This window comes from Fibrobacter sp. UWT3 (assembly GCF_900230125.1).
In the GTDB taxonomy this organism is placed as follows: Bacteria; Fibrobacterota; Fibrobacteria; order Fibrobacterales; family Fibrobacteraceae; genus Fibrobacter.
Window position 1 is genome coordinate 548,444 of sequence record NZ_OCSS01000003.1, and the last position, 21,308, is coordinate 569,751.

Below are 21,308 nucleotides of genomic sequence, written 5' to 3' on the forward strand. Positions count from 1 at the left end.
GCGTCGAAGGATCTAAAAATTTCAGAGTAAAGACCGCCCCGGCGGTCTTTATTTTTTTGTTCACGCGAGGCCCGCCCTAGTCGTTAAAGCACACCTCCGGTGTGCGCATGCACTTAATTGCCAACGCCCTCAATTTGTTTCCAGAAATATGGCAATTATGTGCATGGCGGGAGGGTCTTAGGGAGGGGCCGTCGTACGAGCCACGCCCTAGTCGCTTAGGCTTATTTTCGAATCCGCCTTAAACGGCAGTTCCTCGACCTGCGGGGTGGCGATGAGCACCTGGCAGTCCTTCTCGCGGATGAGCGATGCGACCGCCCCGCGGCGATCCACGTCAAGTTCGGCGAATATATCGTCAAGCAGGAGCACCGGTTTTGTGAGGTAGCGGGCAGCCACATCCACCGCAGCAAAGCGCATGGCGATCGCCGCGGAACGGCACTGCCCCTGCGAGCCCACAGAACGCATCTCGTGGCCCGATGCACAAAGCGCGAGGTCGTCCTTGTGCGGGCCAGACATCGTAATTCCCTGCAACTTTTCAATAAACTCCAGGCCCGCGAGTTTTTCCGCGAAGGCGTTCTTCAGCATTTCTTCGCTCACGGGAGCGTCGCTCGCACTGCCGCTACCCGCAACACAAGCGTCATTCGGATTGCTGCCAGCGCCGTTTTGACCTGCGCCGTTTTCACCCGCATCGCATCCCTCCGGAGCGTACTGCGGGCTACTTTCAGCAGCAACCGCCTCCAGCTCATTCTCGTCCATGAACACCGCCGCATCCAGCGCGTCCAAATCCTTCAAGATGGAGCTCTTGTAATTGCAGGTAATGGTATCCACCCCGCCCGAGAGCCGCCTGTAGTATCCGGTGATTATCGGGGAAATCTCGTTCGAGAGGCTAATGCGCGCCGCCCAGAGCTTCGCCCCGAGCGCAACAAGCTGGTCCGTAAGCACGTGGAACAAGTCCTCGCCGCCAAGCGCCGCGCCATCCTTCTTGAACTGCCGGAGCCACTGGTTACGCTGCTGCAATACGCGCCTGTAGTCGCGCAGCACCTTCGCGTTCGATGCCGACCTAAAGCACAGAATCTCGTCAAGCCAGCGCCGGCGTATTTCGGGTGCACCGCGCAGCAGTTCTATATCGGAAGGCTGCATAATCACCGCAGGCGCCTTCCCGAAAAACTGCGAAACCGCGCGCAACGGCTCGCCATTTTCCTTCACGATGTTCTTGTAGCGCCCGACCTGCACAGCACGTGCAAGTTCGCGCCCGTCGTACTCGAATGCGCCCCGCAGAATCATCTCGTTCGCATTCCAGGCAATAAGTTCCTTCAGGTCATGTGCCCGAAACGAGAACCCCTGCGCCAGCAGGTGCACTGCCTCCAGCACCGTAGTCTTTCCGCACCCGTTCTTTCCGTGAATCACGTTGATTCCGGGTACAAAGCGGTATTCCCGCCCGTCAAGACTGCGGACGTGCGCTAGCGACAGCGAACTTATCACGGGATAAAGCCCCTCACGCCAAGGCTGAGCGGGTTCCATAGCCCTGCACCGGATTCGTAAGTCAGGGCATAGTTCACGTCGAACAGGTAACGTTTCTTGCCTATGCGTATGTTGAACTTGTATCCCAGGCCAATCATCGCATCCAGGTCGTCCATGCCTATACGCACCGTTCCGTCGGGAATAATCTCGCACTCGAAACCTACGCGGCCCGTCCACACGTGATGCTGCGGGTCGAACACGAGCAAGGTATCTGCCACCTGATAGTCGAGCGCTTCCATCCAGGCATATACGGGCTTGCCCAGCACCTTCGAGCGGTAGCCGAGCCCCACCTGCAACACCTTCGGGCGTACGCCTTCCGTAGAGGCTATGCTGTTGTCCGTACTCGGGCTGCGAGACCAGCGGGCCGAAAGGTTCCTGCCGAAGCTGATGTTCCTGATGACAACCGACGTGGACCACTTTTCGTTCCACTGCCTGAGCCAGCCCAGGTTTATCGCCACCGGGCTCGTGAAGCCGTCCACCATCTCGATGCCGTCGTAGTATTCGGCGACATCCATGTTGTCGTAGCCCAGCGAGAGCGATATACCGAAGGCATCGCGGCGAGTCGCGCGGTAAGAGAACCCGAGATACATCATCGTGAAAAACGGGGTCGCCGTACCGAGAGTCTGGTCGTCATCATCAATCACGTCGAAGTTTATATCGCCGCGGTAGAGCATCGCGAACCCCACGCCCATGCGGTTTCCGACCGGCGTTTCGAGTCCGAGGGAACCGCCCATGCGGTCAAGGCTCCTGCGTTCGGCATTGAGCGTGTAGTTGAAGTTCTGGCGGAACCCGAGAATAGCGGGGTTCCAGTAAGCGCCAGGCATAGAGGCCGTATCCGCAGAGCCCGTATTGCCGCGCCCGAGTTCGCGCGCACCCGCGCCCATACGTTCCACAAAGCCGTCAAAGCCACCGAGGGCAGCCTTCTTGTCGACAACGCCAGCAAATACAATGCCGGCCAGGAGCAGGAGAGTCACAAACAATTTTTTCATTTGCTCCCCCCTAGCGTCATGACCTTACCCCAGCCCACGTGGCCATGGTTATCCTTCACGCGCACGTAGTACACGCCCATCGCGCAGGGGTTCCCGTAATCGTCAAGCCCGTCCCAAACATCTTCCTTCGCGTTCGTGGAGCGCGAGGCATCCGCAAAGCGCGGGGCGGATTTCACAATCTTGCGCACCTTCTTCATGTCGTAACTGAACACCTCGATGGTAATCTTCGAATCCTTGCTTACCTTGTACGAAACAAGCGATTCGCTACCCGCAGTTATCACCGAGGGAACCATGCGCACCGTTCCCAGGTTTCCGCTCAGCTTCGCGCGGTTCAGTATCGGGGTCCAGGTCCGCCCCGTATCCGCCGAAACAGATATGCCGTTGCCGTAGGTGGCAACCGCAAGCCCTGTCGTATTCTTCTCAAGCGGGAACGCGGCTATATCGCAAATCATCACGTCGCGGTCGGTCACACCCATCTCGAAACCGAAAAGCCACTGGCTTTCTTCGTCATTCTCGTAGGCGCGCACACCAAGCGAATCGACCCGCAAGAGCCCGGTCACGGAGCCGCCCACGGTCCGTACCGCAACAAGCGCCTGTTTCCCGACAAAGGCCACATTGCTTACCGTGTAATCGGCATTATCGTACACGTCCTTCTTCTGGGAGTTTCCCTTCACGTCGATAAACGGCACCTTCGCAAAATCGCCCGACTTTTCTACATACTTGCGCCAGAGGCCACCCTTCATGGATTCCTTGCCCTGCGCCTGAGTCTCGGCAATAACCATAAGCGGCTCGCCGCCAACCCACACGCCCGTAACACGCATGGAATCAAGCACCTTCGATGCACTAGCAAGCCCGCCATCCGCAGAAAGCACCCAGAGCCCGCGGGCGGTTGCCATCCACAGGTCGCGCGTATTCGGGTCCAGCGCCACGTCAAATACCTCGGTGTACTTCTTGAGGTCCTTCGAGGCATTCAGCTTGAGCGTATCGAGCGTCTTGTTCTCGCGGTCAAAGATAAGCCTGAATTCCTTCGGGTCGTTCGCACCGCGCGAGATGTCGTAACCCGTAAGGCCGAGCATGCCGCGCGCAATCCAGAGAGTCTTCCGCGTCGAATCGTAGGCAAGGCCGCTCACCGCATACGTCATCGCAGAATCGAGCTCTTCCGCCGCGCTCGGGAGTTCAAGCGGTGTCTCGAAAATGTCCTCGGTACTGCGCACCGAGATAATACCCTCGGGCTGGAGCAAGTTCCCGTTGTTGTCGAGTCCGTACATCGGGTAAACGAGCCCGAGCCTGCCCGCATTCTCGGCAGGTATGCGGCGGTGGTTCGCATTCACGTCCGTAAATATGCCATCGTGCACGGCAGTCACCGAATCAGAGAGCGGGCCCTGTTCCGTAGGCGAAAGCTGCACTTGTCCGGAAGCAGACACATTGAGGTTCAGGAGCGTTACCCCGCTATTCATTTCGCCACGCGAAAACACCCACAGGGATCCCGTGGCCGAGCCCGGCGCTACAGAAAACGCCCAATTGCTGAACAGCGTCTCGGTGGCGGCAAGGGCAAGCGAAGACGCCACAGCAACAACTCCCGCGGCACGCCTAGCAAAACCCGCATTTACCAAAAAATTCATCGTTACCTCATGTCGATTTCGTCGACATCCTTGCCCGGTTTAAACTTGAAATCGTCGGGCGAAACCTTCTTTACCACGTTCAGTTTGAGAATGTTGTACCACGAGGAGTTCCCCGCGGGGTCAACCGTAAACAGGCGCACCGGCGAAAAGTCCTTCTTCGAGAGCCATACTTCCATCTGGTCGAACTGGCCCGCATACTTCGAGGCGTCGAGCTTTAGCACCCACAACTTTTGCTTGTTGAATTCCGCTTCCTTCAGTTCCTTCGCCTTGCATTCCAAATACTTGAACAGCATCTCGGAGGGGTGGAACGCCGAAGAAAGGTCCTCGATAGCCTTGATGAGCACCTGGTTCTGCTCGGGATTGTACTGCCACAGGCTCTCGCCGTCGCTCACGAACTCGATTCCCGCGACCTTCAGGCGGAACCTGTCGGCATCGGCCACCAGGAGCGTTCCCGTCTGGCTTACGATATCGGGCGACTCCGCATAAAAAATCTGCACCTGGAACTCGAGATTCCAGGCCTTGCCGGACTTGAACCACTCCTTGGAGCCCTTGAGGGCCTCGTCGGCGGTAACCGCGAAGGAATTGACGGCCAAGACGCCCAATGCACACAAAGCAATAAACAGACTACGAATTTTCATAAATCTCCTGTATATACACAAAAATACAAAACGTAAGCGCCCTCGACGTTGGGTTTTTGCAAGATATATTTCTATCTTTTGTCCAAGAACTTTTTTGGAAGGATTTTATGCGCAAACTCATTTTGCCCATCGCCCTCGCGTCCGCATCTTTTGCCCTCGCCTTGGATGTCGAACTGCACGGTAACGTAAACTTTGACTACGGCAGCTATTTTGACAGCGATTTCGACCCGACTAATGCCGCCAACCAGGATATCGACCTTGCCGCCAAGGCAAAAATCGACGAGAACGTGTCCGTAACCGTGAAGGCCAACACGCACAGCACCTACGTCGATTCTTCCGACGGCATGGCAAAGGCGTCCGAAACCCGCCGCCACTACTTTGCCCGTTCCACCGCCATGGGTGACGGCGGAAGGTTCACCGAATTCAACTTTGATGGAGTGGAACTCCGCTGGGACGTGACCCATTCCATCGGCCTCGTGTTCGGCGACCTCACCTACTCCGCAGGCGCGTTCAACTACTACTACTGGCGCGACCCCGCCCGCTACGCGGTCATTGTCCGTGAATCGCACCTGCGCGGTGCCGGTATCGAAGTCGGCAACGAGAAGTACGGCAACGGTAAGGTCTATATGGGTGCATCCGAAAACAATGTGCACTCCATGGCCCTTTTCGGCACGTACTCCTACCCCATCCTGAACCACGTGGACGAACACCTCGTGCTTACCCCGAGCGTGGACTGGCTGTTCGGCAGCGAAATCAGCCGCAGCTACACCTACACGTTCGGCCTGGAAGTGGACTACACCAAGAGTTTCGAGAAGATGAACTACGGCATCTACGCCGTGTGGGGCATCCACCCGTACAAGGGCAAGGGCGTCCACTCCTTCCTCCTGGAACCGAGCTTCAACTACGACTTCTTCAACCTGAACATGAACTTCTTCTACGCGATTACCGACGAAGAATACGACGCCGAACCGCAGATCTTAACAGAAGACCAGATGATGTTCTCCGTCGAGCCGAGTTTCAACCTGCACAAGAAGTTCACCATGGGCGTGAGCTACGAATACCACGACCGCGACACCAACAAGGATAGCAACAAGTCCGAAAACTTCGACGACTCGTTCCACTACCTCGGCATGAACTTCTACCTGTACCCGACCCTGAAGACGGAACTCGTGTTCTGGTTCGGCTATAACTTCAACGACCAGGTCGATACCGACTTCGCGATGGGTATCAGCGCGAAGGCCAGCTTCTAGCCTTTGACAGGCGAGCCTTCCCCCGGAAGAATCCGTGAGAATCAGGGCGCTTGACTCGATCCGCGGGCTTCTGCTGTTGCAGATGACCCTCGACCATTTCGGAAGGCCCATATCGTACTACCTGTACCAGTGCTTCGGCTTCTTCAGTGCGGCCGAAGGCTTTTTTTTCCTGTCGGGATTCGTCGGGATGCTTGCCGCCACAAGCAAGGGAGTGAAGGACCCGAAGCAGTCCTGGATGCGTTGGCGTGCGTTCAAGACGTGGCGCTACCACGTGGCAACGCTCGCCGGCCTGAGCCTTGCGGCGTGGCTGTTCCTGCCGCGAGTGGGCTACCTGTTCGAATCCATCTACAGCCACCCCGCATCGGGAAGCGCGTTCAGCCTCCTGCTTGCCAATACACCCGAGTATCTCGACGTGCTGCCGCTGTACGTGATTTTCCTTCTGGCGGGTTCGTTCGTGTTCCCGCTGTTTACGCGGGCGGCGCGCAAGCGGCAGGTGCTGTGCCTCTGGCTCCCCGTCCTCGCGCTCTGGATAGCGGCGCAGTTCGGGCTCCGCGACGCGTGTAACGGTATCTTCCCGCAGTGGATACACCACGGGGACTTCGACCCGTTCGGCTGGCAGTTCGTGTACTTCTCGGGAGCGGCGACCGCCTCCTGGTGGCGCATCGCCCGCAGGGACGAATCCGCCGGCAACGCGCTCGCCGTAAACGCGGTCCGGCGCGCGACCCCCGCAATCATCGTGCTTCTCGTTTTCTGCTTCCTCTGGTCGCACCAGTTTATCGCCCTCGCGGAGCCGGCCAGTTTCTGGACCAGCAAGGTGCACGTCGGCCCGCTCCGCTTCGCGAACTTCTTTACCTTCATGCTCTTGATATGTGCGGTTGTGCGCAGGTGGCCCGCCCTGCTCGACTTCAGGGCGACCAACGTGATGGGGCGGCATAGCCTGGACGTCTATACCGTGCACATCGTGCTCATTTATCTCTGGATGGCGACCCCCGGAACGGTCCGTTACCACGGGCCGTGGAACGTACTTGTCCCAATCGTAGCCTGCGTTTTGCTTTGGGCCCTCGCGAAGGCCCGCGAACCCAAATGAGACTAGGGAGGGCACCTAACGGGCTAGCCCTCCCTAAGACCCTCCCGACACTTAATAATCCGCTTTATTCCAATTACAAGATTGTGGTATGAGCGGATTATTTGCGTGGGCACCTAACGGTGCTAAGAAAAAAGCTCCTCGCCTATCCTTGGCGGAGGAACATGCTTCACTAAGTGAACACTTGAACGAAGTGATCGTGTGAGTGCGTGAAGCATGTCCGAAGCCAACTATATAAAACAAGGCCCCGGCGAAGCCGGGACCTTTTTACATTCTCTGTAGCAATTACAACTACTGACCGAGGAACTTCTTGCCGATGCCGAATTCATCCTTGTACTGGATGTAGTCCGGAACGAAGCCCTTCTCGAAACTGAAGGTCACGTTCAGGCCGCACTGGAATTCGTTCATCAGCTTGCCCTTTTCGCCGGCCTTGAGGTTCTGGCGCTTCTTCTCGATCTTTTCGTCGCCCTTCTTGCCCACGAGCACTTCGGCTTCGCACCAGCCAGTACCGGCCTTGGCGTTCACAGACTTGCCCTCGGTAGAGACGAGCGTGATGTTAGCCGGGTCGAGCACGGTGTTGTTGCCGGTCGATGCCCAGAACTGCAGTTCGCCGCTCAGGGAGGTGGCGGTCATCTTGATGGTCGGGAGAGCCATCACGTAGCCCCACTTGTCCACGCGGTTCTTGCCGGACGGGTCGGGAATGTTTTCGCCGAAGATGAGGAAGTAGCCACGCGTGCCCTTGCGGCTCTTGTTGAGCGCAGCCTTCACGTCGGCATTTTCCGGAGCGATTTCGGCAATGCGGAGCAGGTTGTATTCGCAAACCACCGGATCGGTTTCATCGTTCGCTTCGGCGAGGGCCGGTCCGACATAGAGGTTTTCTGCTTCGGTACGGATGGTCTTCACGGAGGCCTCACCCACGTTCATCCTCTTCGCGATGGAGAGCGCAGTGTCGATCTTTGCGAACGCCTGAAGGGTAGAACCGTAGTCCAGTCCCTGCTGGGCAGCCTGCTGCTTACCAATGGTCGCATAGCTCGTCACAAATTCTTCAATCACTTCGGGCTTCTGCACCTTGGAAATGTTAGTGGCGGCCTTGTCGAAGTAACCGCTGATAAGGTCGCTGTTGATGTTGCTCTTGGCTTCGATGTTCGCGCCGCGCACAAGGGCGAGCGTGAAGTTGTCGTAGAACTCGTCTGAGACTTTACCCTTCTTGAGGGCATCCAGGTAGGAGTTGATGGCGTTCCTGTAACGCTGGTTTTCCAGGTGTTCGTCGCCACGCTTTTCGTTGGCACCCTTACAGCCGGAGAGCGCAAAGGCGACCGACACGGCTAAAGCGGCAAGAAAAATTTTCTTCATTGATTTAATCCTCAAGGATAAAGTTCAAAATAAGCCCCAAATCGAGCCAAAAGCGCGTTTCAGGTTTACCATACGATAATTTAATTAAATAAATTTGTCATATATCACTCGTATTCGTAAATTTTTATTTGGAGTGTGTATAGGGAATGAGAATTCTGGTCGTCAGTCCAGAAGCGGGCAATTGGCTAGTGCCCAGTCCGCTCACCACGGCAGTCAACCGACTTGCCGACGCATTCGCCCAGGCCGGGGTGAATGTTGTTACCTGTTCCCCGTTTTTCAAGAACCATTTACAGAATTCGGAAAACTACAAGTGCGTTTTCCGCGGGACGGAGCGCCTTCAGGGCAAGGTTTACGAAATATGGAAATCCGAGACCGACCCGCTGCACACCTATATCTATAACGAGGAATACTTCGGCAGGCCCTACGTCTACGGCCCTCCTAAAGACGTCCCCTACGGCGACAACCACCTCCGGTTCGCCTTCCTCGCTTCGGCCTGCCTGAGCTACGCCATCGAGTCCAAGACCGAATTCCAGGCAATTCTCGGGCACGAATGGGGCGGAGCACTCGCCGGAGCCCTCGCGCACAACACCTACAAGGAAGAATTCGGCGACGTGCCGTTCTTCTTTACCGTTCACAACATCACCTACGACTTCCACGTGAGGTCCGAGGAAATCGAGAAGATTGGCCTCCCGCGCGAAAGGTACAACATGGACGGCTACGAGTTCTGGGGCAAGGTAAGCCTCCTCAAGGCGGGCATCTGTTTTGCCGAGAAGGTCCTGTTCCCCTCGCCCGGCTACCGTGACGCGATGCTCAACACAAACCTGCCCGGCGGACTCAGCGGCTTTTTGAACCACAACGCCGACAAGCTTATCGGCGTCCAGTTCGGTGTAAGTTACCGGGTATGGGACTTCAACCGCGAAGAACAGCTCCCCATCAAGGAAGCGAAACACAGGGCCAGGCTTGCGCTGCAAGAGCAACTCCACGTGGACTTCGGGTCGAAGTTGGTCCTCTACGTGCACCTCGACGAAGAAGCGGGCAACACCTCCGAGACGCTCGCGACAATCCTCGCCGACATAACGAAGCAGGACGTGTTTATCGTCGTGGGCATCTCGCCCGAAGACCCGGAATGGAATTTCTACCAGGACGTGTCGAAGCAGTACCCCGACATCATGCACGTGATGCCCATCGACCGCGAGACCGAGAACGTCCGACCGCTCAAGGAGGTCCTCGCCGGTTCCGACATCCTGTTTGCCGCAAACCTGCGTGAACCGTCCACATCGATTATCCTCAAGGCGCTCGCCTGCGGAACACTCCCGCTCACCGGTTTCAATGTCGGCGTAGCCACAATGCTCGACGACTACACTCCCGAAACGGCAGGCCGCGCAAACGCATTCCTCGTCGAAGACGCGAACGCTCCGCACCAGATGCTGCGCAGGCTCAAGGACGCGTTCCACGTGTACAAGAACGAAGTCGCCGACTGGGACAAAGCGGTGGTAAACGCCTACAGCGGATTCCACTACGAGTGGGCACGCACAATTTCAAAATATTTGCTAATATTGGGCGAACTGGGGCTTTAGCTCAATCGGTTAGAGCCACGGACTCATAACCCGTTGGTTCCCGGTTCAAGTCCGGGAGGCCCCACGAAGGCCCCGCAGCATTCATTGTTGCGGGGTCTTTCCTTACCCACTGTCATCCCCGCGTAGGCGGGGATCTCTTTTACTATATTATCTCATGATGAAGAAACTCGTTCACGACCGTAAGATCTGCCTCGCCTGCGCGGGCTGCGTAGGCATTTGCCCCAAGATGGCGCTAGACATGTTCGGGCTCGACCTGCAGATTGATTCCGAAAAATGCGTGCGCTGCGGCATCTGCGTGAAGGCGTGCCCCGTCGGTGCGCTAAAGATTACGGAGGTGAACGATGCTTGATTCCCGTTACGATGTCGTGGTGATTGGCGCTGGGCCCGGCGGCTCCGTTGCCGCAAGGAACCTCGCACGGGCGGGGCACAAGGTATTGCTCCTCGAGAAGCGCGAACGCATCGGCTTCCCGGTACGGTGCGGGGAGGCGAGCACTACGCTGGCCGACCTCCAGACATACGGCCCCATCGACGAGAGCTGCATCGAGAGCATCATCAACGGGCTCTACATTTACGGCCCGAACGGCGTGAACATCGAAGTCCCGAAACCGAACACGGGCATCATGCTCAACCGCGAAATCTTTGACCCGTGGCTTGCAAAGCTTGCTGCCGACGACGGCGCCCAGGTAGAAACCTGCGCACGTGCCGAATTCGTGGGCGATGTCGAGGGCGATACCCGCATGGTGCGCGTCGTGCTTGGGAAAGGCAACGGCGACGGTAGCGTGACCGAAACGGGCACGCAGGAAATTTTTGCGAAGATGGTCATCGCGGCCGACGGCGTGGAAAGCCGCATCGGGCGCATGGTCGGCCTCAAGAGCGTCCAGGACCCGCGCGAGACGTGCACGGGTGTCGACATCCAGGTGCAGGGGCTCCTGACCAAACCCGACTACCTCACCTTCTGGCAGGGCCACGACTTTATCAACGACGGCTACATCTGGAGTTTCCCGAAGCAGAAGTCAAACGTCACGAACTTCGGCGCAGGGTTCCTCGCCGCAGGCAAGCATGCGGGCAACATTCTCGAAATCACGATGGAATGGCTCGAGAAACTCTTCCCGGGGGCAAAAATCAACCATACTGTAGGCGGGCTCGTGCCTGTTTCCAGTACGCTCAAGGACTACACGCTCGACCGCCTGGCCCTCGTGGGCGATGCCGCCCACCACACCAACCCGCTCACGGGTGGTGGCATCGCTGCAGCGATGAGGGCCGGCCGATTCTGCGCCGATTACGTGGACATGGGCCTCAAGGCTTCCTCTGGCGAGGCAGCGGCACTTAGCAGCAACTTCCTCAAGCAGTACGAAAAGCGCTGCTACGAGTACTTCGGCAAGACGCACGATTTCGAGTACAAGTTCCGCAGGTTCCTGCTCGCCATCAACCGCGAAGACCAGATTGGCCTGTACAAGGTACTGCAGGGGTTCGCCCTGAGCGGGTACAAGAAGAGCGCCTTCCTCAAGACGCCCGTCCAGACCGCAAAATACCTTTACAAGTTCTGGAAATTCAAGTAAAAAATCTCCTTCTGCGGCCGGCAGTTTGTCGCTTATCACAGTAATCGGGCCCTCTTCTCCATAGGCGAAAAAAGTATTGCGCCTAGCGTTTTCATATATTATATTTTTGTTATCGTAAACTTATGATTTCTGCAATCTTTTCAAAAGAGCCTCTCATGGATAAAAAGAACGGCTTCACCATCATCGAAATAATGGTCGTCATCGTCATTATGGGCATTCTTGCCGCAGTCGGCGTCCCCAAGCTGTTCGGCATGATTGCCAAGGCGAAAGCTGCAGAAGTCCCCACGGCGGCAGGCGTCTACGTCCGGTTACAGGACGCTTTCGTCCACAACGACCACGGCATTGGCTCCTGGAAAGACATCGGATACGCAGCACCGGGCGACGGAAAGACAAACAACTTCGAATACGGCGACTGCGTCGTGGCGAAAAAGGAAATAGACAAGGACGCAGAAAGTTTTCTCGGATGGAGCGCGACGAACCTGAGTGCGCTCAACGAATGTTCCGCACGTAGCGCCTGGGGCATAGTCATCGACCCCGTCGCGGAAAGTACGGTCAATTTCACGCAGGTCGTCTCTTCTCAGGAATGTGCATCGCTCACCAGCAACTGGCCCGTCGGAAGCGTTGACGCAAGCGCATGCAGCGCAGGTGCAACGCAAACTGCAGAGCCGGAACCGCAGCAAACTACAGAGCCAGAACCTAAGGAGACTACAACGCAGACGGATGATAAGGAGACGGATGATACCGAAAAAGAGAAGAAAGACAAGAAAGACAAGAAAGAGAAAGAAGATTCTTCTTCACAAGATATAGATTGCCAAGCATTAGAGGAACATAAGAAAACAAACAACGAAGATAATCACATCTATATTCCCGAATGCGGTTTTTATGTTCCCAATGGTCATGCACCCAAACAATACAAGAAGAATAATAAGTAGTCGTCTATTCCATTAACACACGTCAATAGCTTAACTAGCCTTGCAATAAAACTCTTTCTTAAAAAACGTCAGCCGGCGTTTGCGCCAATATTCTGTTATATATGATGCGCTTGCCCTTCACGCCGTCGCTTGCGCACACATGTTCAAAAGGCGGCTTGAGCATCGAGGCCACGAGATGAGCCGCGACGGCTTCCGCGAACACCGGGCGGATTCTCGCCGGCAGTATCGCGAGATGCTTGCCAAAAATCTTCTGCATCAGTTCTTCGCCGAACCGCTTGTCCTTGTGTTTACCGAGCAGCAGCGACGGGCGCACGAGCGTGAGCGCATCGAAGTTCATCATCGTGAGACCTTCCTCGAGCATGCCCTTCAGGCGGTTGTAGAAGAACGGCGAATGCGTATTCGCGCCCTGCGCACTCACGCACAAAAAATGCCTCACGCCAGCCTTCTTCGCAACAGCCGCAAGCGATAGCGGGAGCCTCACATCGATTTTTTCTTGCGCGGGCTTGCTACCCGCCTGCTTGATAGTCGTGCCGAGGCAGCATATCGCCGTGTCGAGGCCCGCAAACTTCTCGCGCAACTTGTCCACCTGTTCAAAGTCGACCACGTCGAAGTCGATTTTCGCGGCTTCGGTTGGTGAGCCTGCCGAACCATCCAGAATACCGGTTTCGGCGGGCTTGGGCACGCGACGCACCGGGCAGTACACACGCTCCACCTGGTCAAGGCGCACCAGGAGTTTCAAGACATTTTTTCCGACAAGGCCGGTCGAACCGAAAAGCGCAACTTTCATACTATAAATTTAATCCTTTACGCAGCGGACAGAGTTTCCAAAACCCCGTCCCCTATAATAAAAATAAGGAGCATTATCAGCATCGACCAAATTCATCTCGCAAAGTTCCTTGTTCGCATTTTCCGTAGAACCCCAAAAGCCAGTACCAACAGTCTCTTCAGAGAACCCTTCATCATCCCCCGTGGTTCCCCCATCGAACCAAGTACCGGCAGGCAGCGCCGAAAAACCGAAAGCATCCGAACCATTGCCACCATCATTCCAACCGTTTTTCGATTTCAGTTTCTCACCCGCAATTTTTTCACCGCCGACAGTCTCTATCAAAGCCTTGAATTCATCCATACTGGGCAAGTGCCAGCCCGCAGGACACGCCTTCAACGCAGCATCCCTCGTGTAAAGGCGACCATATTTTTTGCAGTTGCTAGTGTCATTGTTGTAGCAATAACTGTCCGCTATTTCGAAGTTCAGATTCTCAGCCATCCAGATCTGCGAACCAATTTGCACAGTCTTGTACGTCTTGCCATCGCGCAAATCCATGAACATTCCCGTCACAGAGGAATTTGCCGCCACCGCAGCAACCGCCATCAATGCAATCAAAATGAAAACCAGCCTTTTAGACATGTTTTAAATATATGTTATTTAATCAATTTGAGTTCAAAAATACGTCCCTTACATACTATTTTGCCTGTTGGGGGGCTTTAGTATGTAATTTTCGCAAAATCACAAATAAACTAACAATCAAAAAGCACTTTTAACAGTTTATTTTACATACTAACAAAGCATTTTCCGACATCTAGTATGTAAAGCATCACGCGAAATCCCCCACACGTCCACATTCTTACATACTTTTTCATCTCTTTTGCCGTTTTAGTATGTAAGAGTGTCAAAAAAGCCACCCCAAACCATGTGCAAGCCACCTCTTAGGACGACTTTTCTTTTTTATCTTTATCATTATGGCATTCTTCACGAGATCGAACCTTGACGACCTGCGGCGCGAAGCGGACCAGCTTTCCATCTGCGTCGAACATTTCCTGTACGCCTCCGAAATCGTGCCCGAGTGGGACGAGAAAACCAAGGGGTTTTACGATAACTGCATCGAAAAATGCAACGGCCGCCTCAAGGCCATCCACTTCCTGATGGAAAATATCCGCACCCAGAAGGAATCGGCCCCGGAATCCGAAGAACAATAGGACCACCCCGCCAAGTTGCACTCAGTAGTTCAACCCAAATGCCCATAGGGGAATGGTGTTGAGGAAGCCACTTTCAATATCATCCTTTACAACATAGCCATTTTCGACAGATTCAATCTGCTTGTGCTTCTTGTTTTTACCGCCGACCTCAAAGGTCATACCTTCTATTAAAAAATCCGATACAGGTGAAGATGCCACCTTGTTGTTCACTCGCATCAAGGAATAGAATGCAGTTTCACGCAAATTACCGACATCAGGTTTCTCTCCTGATTGAGCGAAGCAAAGTGTCGGATTCGACAAGTAAACTTTGTCCACCTTTTCCAAAAGAACCATTTTGTCATTGGCATGGCGCAATCTAGAAATAAGACCCGCCTTCTCCATATAAACGAAATAATCCGCTACAGTTCCGCGATCGACATCAATAGCCCGGCCGATTTCCGAAAAATTCGGCTTGAACGGGACACTGCGAGCTATGATGAAAAGAAGCCTTTTCAACTTTAGAGATGTTGCGACGTTCATGTTCGCGTATGTGGGAATATCGACTTCCAGAGTTTGATTCACAACGTTATCCAAACGCATATAGAAATCGTCTTCCCTAAAAAACGGATAATATCCCATCTTGAGATAATCCATCCACAACGGAATCGGATGCGGTATGCTGGCGGGCAGAACATACGAATTGGAAATAATATTTGATAACGGAACAGGCTTTAGGTCTGTACCAAGCGTAAAATTAAGATACTCACGAAAAGACATCCCCTCCAAATTATAAATAAGGGCTCGCCGACTTAAGTCGGCCTCCGTCCCCTTCGTGATATCAAGAACAGATGAACCGGTCACAACAATATGCAAATCGGGCAAGTTGTCGTACATCATCTTGACTTCTGTGGACCAGTTCTTGTACTTGTGTACCTCGTCTATATAAAGATATTTTCCGTTGAGCTTATGAAATTTAGACGCCACTTCGTACAACGTGTTGTCTGCAAAATAAATACTGTCGGCACTCAAATAGAGCGAATCCGATTCCGATTCCGTCAACTTGATATGCTGAAGCAACATGGTTGTCTTGCCGACACCCCTTGCCCCCGTAACGACAATCAACCTAGAGTTCCACTTGATTTTGTCGTGAAGATAGCGGACAAATCTCGTATCAACTCTCGCCAGGCGGTTCGTGTATATTTCGAAGAGTGTTTCCATATTGCAGACTCCTTCCCACTAAAAATAACAAAAATGCGGAGTAAAAGCAACACTTTTTTTAAAAAGTGCGGAACGCAAACCGCAACTTGATTAAAATGTGTTTTTTTTCGTCAAAATCGGCATTTCTCGCAAAAAATTATAGGCATCAACATCAAAGTGATTCATTTACGACCCTACTTCGCCTCCACTATGTCATACGAACGGACGAATTATACTATTGTTATTTCTAATAAGCGAATAGAAAAAAGGCCCCGAACGTGACAAACCGGATTAAAACAGTCAATTCCACGAACGTCATCTTCCTGATTATTTCAACAATAATCTGCGTTTTGCAGTATGCCGTTTTTCGCATAGATCGTTTTGTCGCTGCAGGTGTCTATGATTCACATGGTAACCCCGATACATTCTACACCCGCGACTTAATGAGTTTAGGCAGTGATGACAATGGAATCATGTTTACCATGATGCTTTTCAGGATTATTTTCATTTTTATTACTTTGCTAAACTTGAAAAAGCGGTGCTTGAAATTTTTCATCATTCCATTTCTTTTTGACATATTGTGCCTATGCCTAATATCAGATACGACAAGCATTGGCCGAACAATTGTTGACAACGGCGTTTTTCTAGCATGGTTCTTGATATGGATTATTAGTTTTGTAGGCTGCATTTTTGTGATGTATCGTCAATGCACTCGATAATCAAATCACTCAAGTCGTCCAAAGTACGCACTGTTGCATTTGTTGTCTGTTGCGTAATTTTAGGCTTAATCGGAATTTTGCAATATAATTCCTTCGTGCTGAATATGTGGTGGCCTGAGTACGTTGAGAAAAACGTGGATCAAGGAATTGAATTTGTCGCCATGACACACAATGATACTTCCTCTACTTTTCCTGATATTGAAATCAGCCATGAATACAGGCTTTTTGCGAAAAGAAAATGGAATTATCCTTATGACGAACTGTTGAATGACTTTTTCTTTTTTGACCAAGATTCTATTCCGGCTTCGAGTTTTGTCCCTTATGCAAGAGTTTTTAATTTTGATGGGACGAACTACATCGCCGTATTCGAAAAAATTTTAGATCGGGAACATTATACCAACCACGAGAAATTGCAGATGAATAATCGGTTGTCTAAAATATTCATCTTTGCCGATAACCAGCGAAAAGGCGAAGGTGTATATTATAGCAAGATAACGGATACATTAAATTGCCGCGTAGATTCGGTTCTGTCTGCTAGCAAAGACAAGATGATGAATACCAAAGCGCTTCTACACCAGTTAGGCCAAGATACAACGTGCATTCAGCGCATTATTGATTTTTATTTTCCAAATATGAAATAAAATTTGTTAAAATAGGGAAAATGAAAATAACTGAATGTAAAATAATTCAAGAATACGCTCACCTTTCAGATTTGTATGGCGACGCAATAGAAACGGGCAACCATAAAAAGGCGAATAAAGCCTACGACGAGTTGATGGCAGTTTATCAGCAAATCAAGGCACAAGGTGCTTTGACCAGCGATGCTTTTCATGAATTACTTTCCGCTCCGTCTATGGGAACAAGGCTTTGGGCTGCAACGCATTATCTTGCAATTTCATATGAGGAATCCGAAAAGGTTTTGACCGCACTTGGCGAAGTTTCGAATTGTTTGCTGGCTGTATCCGCCAAAACGACACTTGACGAATGGAAAAAAGGAAATTTAATTTTGTAAGTTTGATAAAAGACGATGAATAAAAACGATTACGTTGCGATGAAAAATTTTTTTAGGGGTGTCTCGATTGTCGCCCTTTTGGGTTCTTTTCTAGGTTCTTTCGTATTTACTTGCTTGGCGCTGTTGGCTCCATTACGCCCGTATGATGACGGCTCTCAAGATGCTTTATCGTTGCAGGTAGATGATGATTGTGTTACTTTTATTGGTGCAGCATGTTGTTTCAGCCTTTTCTTATTGGGCATATCATTGATAATTCTAAAATTTGGAAAATTTGATTTTTCAAGAAAGCCGCCTACGAAGATTGTTTATATGTTCTGGATTGTGGTTACTATGGCAAGATTGTTTTATGTAATCCCTTGTTTTCACGGTTAGTTTTGTGTTTGCCAAAATCCTTATGAAATTAATTACATGTAAAATAACTACCATCGTAGCGATTTTGGCTCTGGTCTGCTCTGCATATTCGTGGGATGACACCTTCCCTGTTTACGTGAACATTACGAAAAAGCACATGGACGTTGGCGCCGAAGGCGGTCATCTGCCTGATGTCTTCTATACAATGCAATTGGACCGTTATGGTTCTCGCTACATTTCTCTTCATAAGGAAAATGAAGCTGATCCAGGTCGCATCGTATGGGCCTTGTACTCTGAAAAGAACGGCATGTTGGACAGCGCGATTGTAGATGAAAAAGGCAAATTGTACAAATCGGTTGGCGGTGGCGCAGGCGGCAGGATTCCGCCCCCGTTAAAAGAAAATCTAAAATACAGCGATTCGGAAAATGTTGTTATCGCCCCCTTGTCTGCTTTTGACGAAATCGCTGTTGATTTGAAGAGCCTCGATGGGAATGGTTGTCCATTGTGCGAGCGAGGCAAAATTACTTTTGTCTTGGAACTCGATAGTGATAGAAAAAGTTTTATTCGACGCCTTCAGTCCTATGAGCCTTTATTTCAACTGGCTCGCAAGGCCGGATTCTCAGTCATTGATTTTGCTTTACTTTGTAGCGAATTCTCTTGTGGTGATTTGTCACTTTTTCTAGAGATGTTTGAATCAGTCGGTCTGGAGCCGCCCCCACCTCCCAAAAGCAAGAAACTTACCCAACCTCCCAGCACAGGTGGCGACGTATTAAAGCCTTTAAAAAATACCGACAAAGACTTTGATAAAGTGCTAAAAGAAATCGAAAAACTCGGCACAACCAAGGTGAAGCGAAAAAAGCGCTGAACAAGCCCCCTTCACCCCCGCTTTTATTAAAATCCTTTTACATACAGGACAGTTTTTTCTAAATTTACCGCCGTAAAATCGGGTTTCCCGAACAAGTTTGAACCATAAACCCATAGGCTTAGTCATGGCAAAAGCAACCAAGAAAGCAGAAGAAGTCGAAGTGCTCGGCACCGACGCGGAATCGTTCCGCAAGGCGTTCACCGACCACATCCACCACACGCTCGCCCGTAACAAGGTGACCGTGACCGACCACGAGAAGTTCCTCGCTGTCGCATACGCCGTCCGCGACCGTCTCGTGGACCGCTGGATCAAGACGCAGGAAACCTACTACAAGCAGGACGTGAAGCGCGTCTACTACCTCTCCCTCGAATTCTTGATTGGCCGCACGCTCGGTAACTCCGTGCTGAACCTCGACGTCGAAAGCGCCGTCACCGAAGCGCTCGACGAAATCGGCATGACCCTCGAGGAACTCCGCGAACAGGAAGTGGACGCTGGTCTCGGTAACGGTGGCCTCGGCCGCCTCGCCGCCTGCTTCCTCGACTCCATGGCAACTCTCGAACTCCCGGCCACCGGCATGGGCATCCGCTACGAATACGGCATGTTCAGCCAGAAGATCGTGAACGGCGAGCAGGAAGAACAGCCGGACAACTGGCTGCGCCTCCCGAACCCCTGGGAAATCGCCCGCCCGGCCAACGCCATCAAGGTCCCGTTCTACGGCTACGTGGTGAGCTGGATGGACGAGAAGGGTAAGCTCCGCAACCGCTGGGAAACGAAGGACTACGTGCTCGCCCTCCCGTACGACACCCCGATTCCGGGCTACAAGAACAACACCGTGAACAACCTGCGTCTCTGGAGCGCGAAGTCCACCGACGATTTCGGCCTCAGCTACTTCAACAACGGCGACTACATCGCCGCCGTGCAGGACATGGAACTTTCCGAAACGATTTCCAAGGTGCTGTACCCGAACGACTCCTCCATGAACGGTAAGGAACTGCGCCTCAAGCAGCAGTACTTCCTGTGCTCCGCCTCCCTGCAGGATATCATCAAGCGCTTCAAGAAGCTCCATGACGGCGATTGGAAGAAGTTCCCCGAGAAGGTCGCCATCCAGCTGAACGACACGCACCCGGCAATCTCCATCGCCGAAATGATGCGCATTCTCCTCGACATCGAGAACATGGAATGGGACGAAGCCTGGGACATCGTCACCAAGACGTTCGCCTACACGAACCACACCCTGATGCCGGAAGCCCTCGAGAAGTGGCCCGTCAGCCTCTTCGAGAAGCTCCTCCCGCGTCACCTCCAGATCATTTACGAAATCAACGCTCGCTTCCTGCGCATGGTGAGCATGAAGTGGCCCGGCGACAATGCCCGCCTCGCCCGCATGAGCCTCATCGAGGAAGGCGGCTGCAAGATGGTCCGCATGGCCTACCTCTCCATCGTGGGTTCGTTCGCCGTGAACGGCGTGGCCGCTCTCCACTCCGACCTCCTGAAGACCACCCTCTTCAAGGACTTCTACGAACTGTGGCCCGAAAAGTTCAACAACAAGACGAACGGCGTGACGCCGCGTCGCTGGGTCCGCAAGGCCAACCCCGCCATGTCCGAACTCATTACCAAGAAGATTGGCGAAAGCTGGGTCAAGGATCTCGACGACCTGAAGAAGCTCGAGAAGTTCGCGAAGGACGCCGCATTCCAGAAGGAATTCATGGCCGTCAAGAAGCAGAACAAGGAACGCCTCGCCAAGTACCTCAAGGCAACGCAGGGCGTCGATGTCGATACCGACACGTTCTTCGACGTGCAGGTGAAGCGCATCCACGAATACAAGCGCCAGCTCCTGAACATCCTCCACGCCATCCACCTGTACATCCAGGTGAAGGACGGCAAGGAAATCATGCCGCGCACCATCATGATCGGCGGTAAGTCCGCTCCGGGCTACTGGATGGCCAAGCAGATTATCCGCCTCGCGAACGCCGTGGCCGCCATCATCGACGCCGACCCGGTCTGCAAGGGCAAGCTCAAGATGGTGTTCCTCGAGAACTACCGCGTCTCCTTCGCCGAGAAGATTATCCCGGCGGCTGACCTCTCCGAACAGATTTCTACCGCGGGCACCGAAGCCTCGGGTACCGGCAACATGAAGTTCGCCCTCAACGGCGCGCTCACCATCGGTACGCTCGACGGCGCCAACGTGGAAATGAAGGAAGAAGTCGGCGACGAGAACATCTTCATCTTCGGCCTCACCGTGGAAGAAGTCACCGACCTGCTCGCCAAGGGCTATCGTCCGCGCGACTTCTACGAGAAGGACGACGACCTGCGCCGCGTGATTGACCTCATCGGTTCCGGCTTCTTCAGCCCCGACCGTCCGGACCTGTTCAAGCACATTGCAGACAAGCTCCTCACCCACGACCCGTACATGCTCTGCGCCGACTTCCGCAGCTACGTGGACATGCAGGCCAAGGTGGCGAAGGAATACCAGAACAAGAAGGCCTGGGCCGAAAAGGCTATCCTCAACGTGGCCCGCATGGGCAAGTTCAGTTCCGACCGTACCATCAAGCAGTACGCCGAGGAAATCTGGAACGCCAAGCCCTGCAGCATCAAGCTGTAACTTAGACGAAAGGACGGACCTGCGGTCCTATAGACGAAAGACGAAAGATTGCAGGTTCAGCGTAATCCTGAACGGAGTACCGCGAGGCAC

Annotated in this window: 20 protein-coding genes and 1 tRNA gene; 13 read left to right on the forward strand and 8 right to left on the reverse strand. The window is 53.1% G+C overall.

Going from position 1 to position 21,308, the window contains the following annotated elements; translation table 11 throughout:
- Positions 1 to 207: 207 nt before the first annotated feature.
- The 4 genes from CRO08_RS13830 to CRO08_RS13845 are packed head-to-tail and all read right to left on the reverse strand — an operon-like array spanning position 208 to position 4,767.
- Positions 208 to 1,479, reverse strand: a complete 1,272-nt coding sequence (locus tag CRO08_RS13830) for a DNA replication/repair protein RecF (RefSeq protein WP_097036675.1) — start codon at positions 1,477 to 1,479, stop codon at positions 208 to 210.
- Positions 1,476 to 2,507, reverse strand: coding sequence for a hypothetical protein (locus CRO08_RS13835; protein WP_255252396.1), 1,032 nt, complete (start codon positions 2,505 to 2,507; stop codon positions 1,476 to 1,478). Before CRO08_RS13835 ends, CRO08_RS13830 begins: the two co-directional genes overlap by 4 nt.
- Positions 2,504 to 4,129: a hypothetical protein gene (locus CRO08_RS13840; RefSeq protein WP_141398388.1), complete on the reverse strand. Its 1,626-nt coding sequence runs from the start codon at positions 4,127 to 4,129 to the stop codon at positions 2,504 to 2,506. The genes CRO08_RS13835 and CRO08_RS13840 overlap by 4 nt, the downstream gene beginning before the upstream one ends.
- A 2-nt stretch (positions 4,130 to 4,131) precedes the next feature.
- Entirely contained in the window at positions 4,132 to 4,767 is a 636-nt protein-coding gene (locus CRO08_RS13845) for an outer membrane lipoprotein carrier protein LolA (RefSeq protein ID WP_097036677.1), read from the reverse strand.
- A 107-nt stretch (positions 4,768 to 4,874) separates the two neighbouring features.
- Here CRO08_RS13845 and CRO08_RS13850 point away from each other — a divergent pair, with 107 nt between their 5' ends.
- Complete coding sequence (locus tag CRO08_RS13850; protein ID WP_097036678.1) at positions 4,875 to 6,017, forward strand: hypothetical protein; 1,143 nt, start codon at positions 4,875 to 4,877, stop codon at positions 6,015 to 6,017.
- Positions 6,018 to 6,051: 34 nt separating this feature from the next.
- On the forward strand, positions 6,052 to 7,104 hold the full coding sequence (opgC, locus tag CRO08_RS13855; RefSeq protein ID WP_141398389.1) for an OpgC domain-containing protein: 1,053 nt from the start codon (positions 6,052 to 6,054) through the stop codon (positions 7,102 to 7,104).
- A 288-nt stretch (positions 7,105 to 7,392) separates the two neighbouring features.
- Here opgC and CRO08_RS13860 read toward each other — a convergent pair whose 3' ends face one another.
- Positions 7,393 to 8,454 carry a lipoprotein gene (locus CRO08_RS13860; RefSeq protein ID WP_097036680.1) on the reverse strand — a complete coding sequence of 354 codons (1,062 nt, stop codon included), beginning with the start codon at positions 8,452 to 8,454 and terminating at the stop codon, positions 7,393 to 7,395.
- Positions 8,455 to 8,600: 146 nt separating this feature from the next.
- On the opposite strand from CRO08_RS13860, the gene CRO08_RS13865 reads away from it, so the two are divergent.
- From CRO08_RS13865 to CRO08_RS17520, 5 genes are all read left to right on the forward strand, one after another.
- Positions 8,601 to 10,031: a glycogen synthase gene (locus CRO08_RS13865; protein WP_097036681.1), complete on the forward strand. Its 1,431-nt coding sequence runs from the start codon at positions 8,601 to 8,603 to the stop codon at positions 10,029 to 10,031.
- Positions 10,022 to 10,095, forward strand: a tRNA-Ile gene (locus CRO08_RS13870). Before CRO08_RS13865 ends, CRO08_RS13870 begins: the two co-directional genes overlap by 10 nt.
- 90 nt (positions 10,096 to 10,185) lie before the next feature.
- Positions 10,186 to 10,380, forward strand: coding sequence for a DUF362 domain-containing protein (locus tag CRO08_RS13875; protein ID WP_255252397.1), 195 nt, complete (start codon positions 10,186 to 10,188; stop codon positions 10,378 to 10,380).
- Complete coding sequence (locus CRO08_RS13880; RefSeq protein ID WP_097036682.1) at positions 10,373 to 11,590, forward strand: NAD(P)/FAD-dependent oxidoreductase; 1,218 nt, start codon at positions 10,373 to 10,375, stop codon at positions 11,588 to 11,590. The genes CRO08_RS13875 and CRO08_RS13880 overlap by 8 nt, the downstream gene beginning before the upstream one ends.
- Before the next feature lie 122 nt (positions 11,591 to 11,712).
- Entirely contained in the window at positions 11,713 to 12,522 is an 810-nt protein-coding gene (locus CRO08_RS17520; RefSeq protein WP_303621506.1) for a prepilin-type N-terminal cleavage/methylation domain-containing protein, read from the forward strand.
- 58 nt (positions 12,523 to 12,580) lie between these two features.
- Here CRO08_RS17520 and CRO08_RS13890 read toward each other — a convergent pair whose 3' ends face one another.
- Complete coding sequence (locus tag CRO08_RS13890) at positions 12,581 to 13,309, reverse strand: NAD(P)H-binding protein (protein ID WP_097036683.1); 729 nt, start codon at positions 13,307 to 13,309, stop codon at positions 12,581 to 12,583.
- A gap of 9 nt (positions 13,310 to 13,318) precedes the next feature.
- Entirely contained in the window at positions 13,319 to 13,927 is a 609-nt protein-coding gene (locus CRO08_RS13895; protein ID WP_097036684.1) for a fibrobacter succinogenes major paralogous domain-containing protein, read from the reverse strand.
- Between the two features lie 332 nt (positions 13,928 to 14,259).
- Between CRO08_RS13895 and CRO08_RS13900 the strand changes: the two genes are divergently transcribed.
- Positions 14,260 to 14,496: a hypothetical protein gene (locus tag CRO08_RS13900; RefSeq protein WP_097036685.1), complete on the forward strand. Its 237-nt coding sequence runs from the start codon at positions 14,260 to 14,262 to the stop codon at positions 14,494 to 14,496.
- Between the two features lie 21 nt (positions 14,497 to 14,517).
- Here CRO08_RS13900 and CRO08_RS13905 read toward each other — a convergent pair whose 3' ends face one another.
- On the reverse strand, positions 14,518 to 15,693 hold the full coding sequence (locus tag CRO08_RS13905; RefSeq protein ID WP_097036686.1) for an ATP-binding protein: 1,176 nt from the start codon (positions 15,691 to 15,693) through the stop codon (positions 14,518 to 14,520).
- Between the two features lie 793 nt (positions 15,694 to 16,486).
- Between CRO08_RS13905 and CRO08_RS13915 the strand changes: the two genes are divergently transcribed.
- From CRO08_RS13915 to CRO08_RS13935, 5 genes are all read left to right on the forward strand, one after another.
- A complete protein-coding gene (locus tag CRO08_RS13915; protein ID WP_141398390.1) occupies positions 16,487 to 17,032 on the forward strand; it encodes a hypothetical protein in 546 nt (181 codons plus the stop codon).
- A gap of 20 nt (positions 17,033 to 17,052) precedes the next feature.
- Positions 17,053 to 17,403: a DUF2019 domain-containing protein gene (locus CRO08_RS13920; protein WP_097036689.1), complete on the forward strand. Its 351-nt coding sequence runs from the start codon at positions 17,053 to 17,055 to the stop codon at positions 17,401 to 17,403.
- A gap of 15 nt (positions 17,404 to 17,418) precedes the next feature.
- Complete coding sequence (locus tag CRO08_RS13925; RefSeq protein WP_097036690.1) at positions 17,419 to 17,775, forward strand: hypothetical protein; 357 nt, start codon at positions 17,419 to 17,421, stop codon at positions 17,773 to 17,775.
- A 4-nt stretch (positions 17,776 to 17,779) separates the two neighbouring features.
- Positions 17,780 to 18,619 (forward strand): hypothetical protein, encoded by an 840-nt coding sequence (locus CRO08_RS13930; protein WP_141398391.1) that lies wholly within the window; start codon positions 17,780 to 17,782, stop codon positions 18,617 to 18,619.
- A gap of 124 nt (positions 18,620 to 18,743) precedes the next feature.
- Positions 18,744 to 21,218, forward strand: coding sequence for a glycogen/starch/alpha-glucan phosphorylase (locus CRO08_RS13935; protein WP_097036692.1), 2,475 nt, complete (start codon positions 18,744 to 18,746; stop codon positions 21,216 to 21,218).
- Positions 21,219 to 21,308 lie beyond the last annotated feature (90 nt).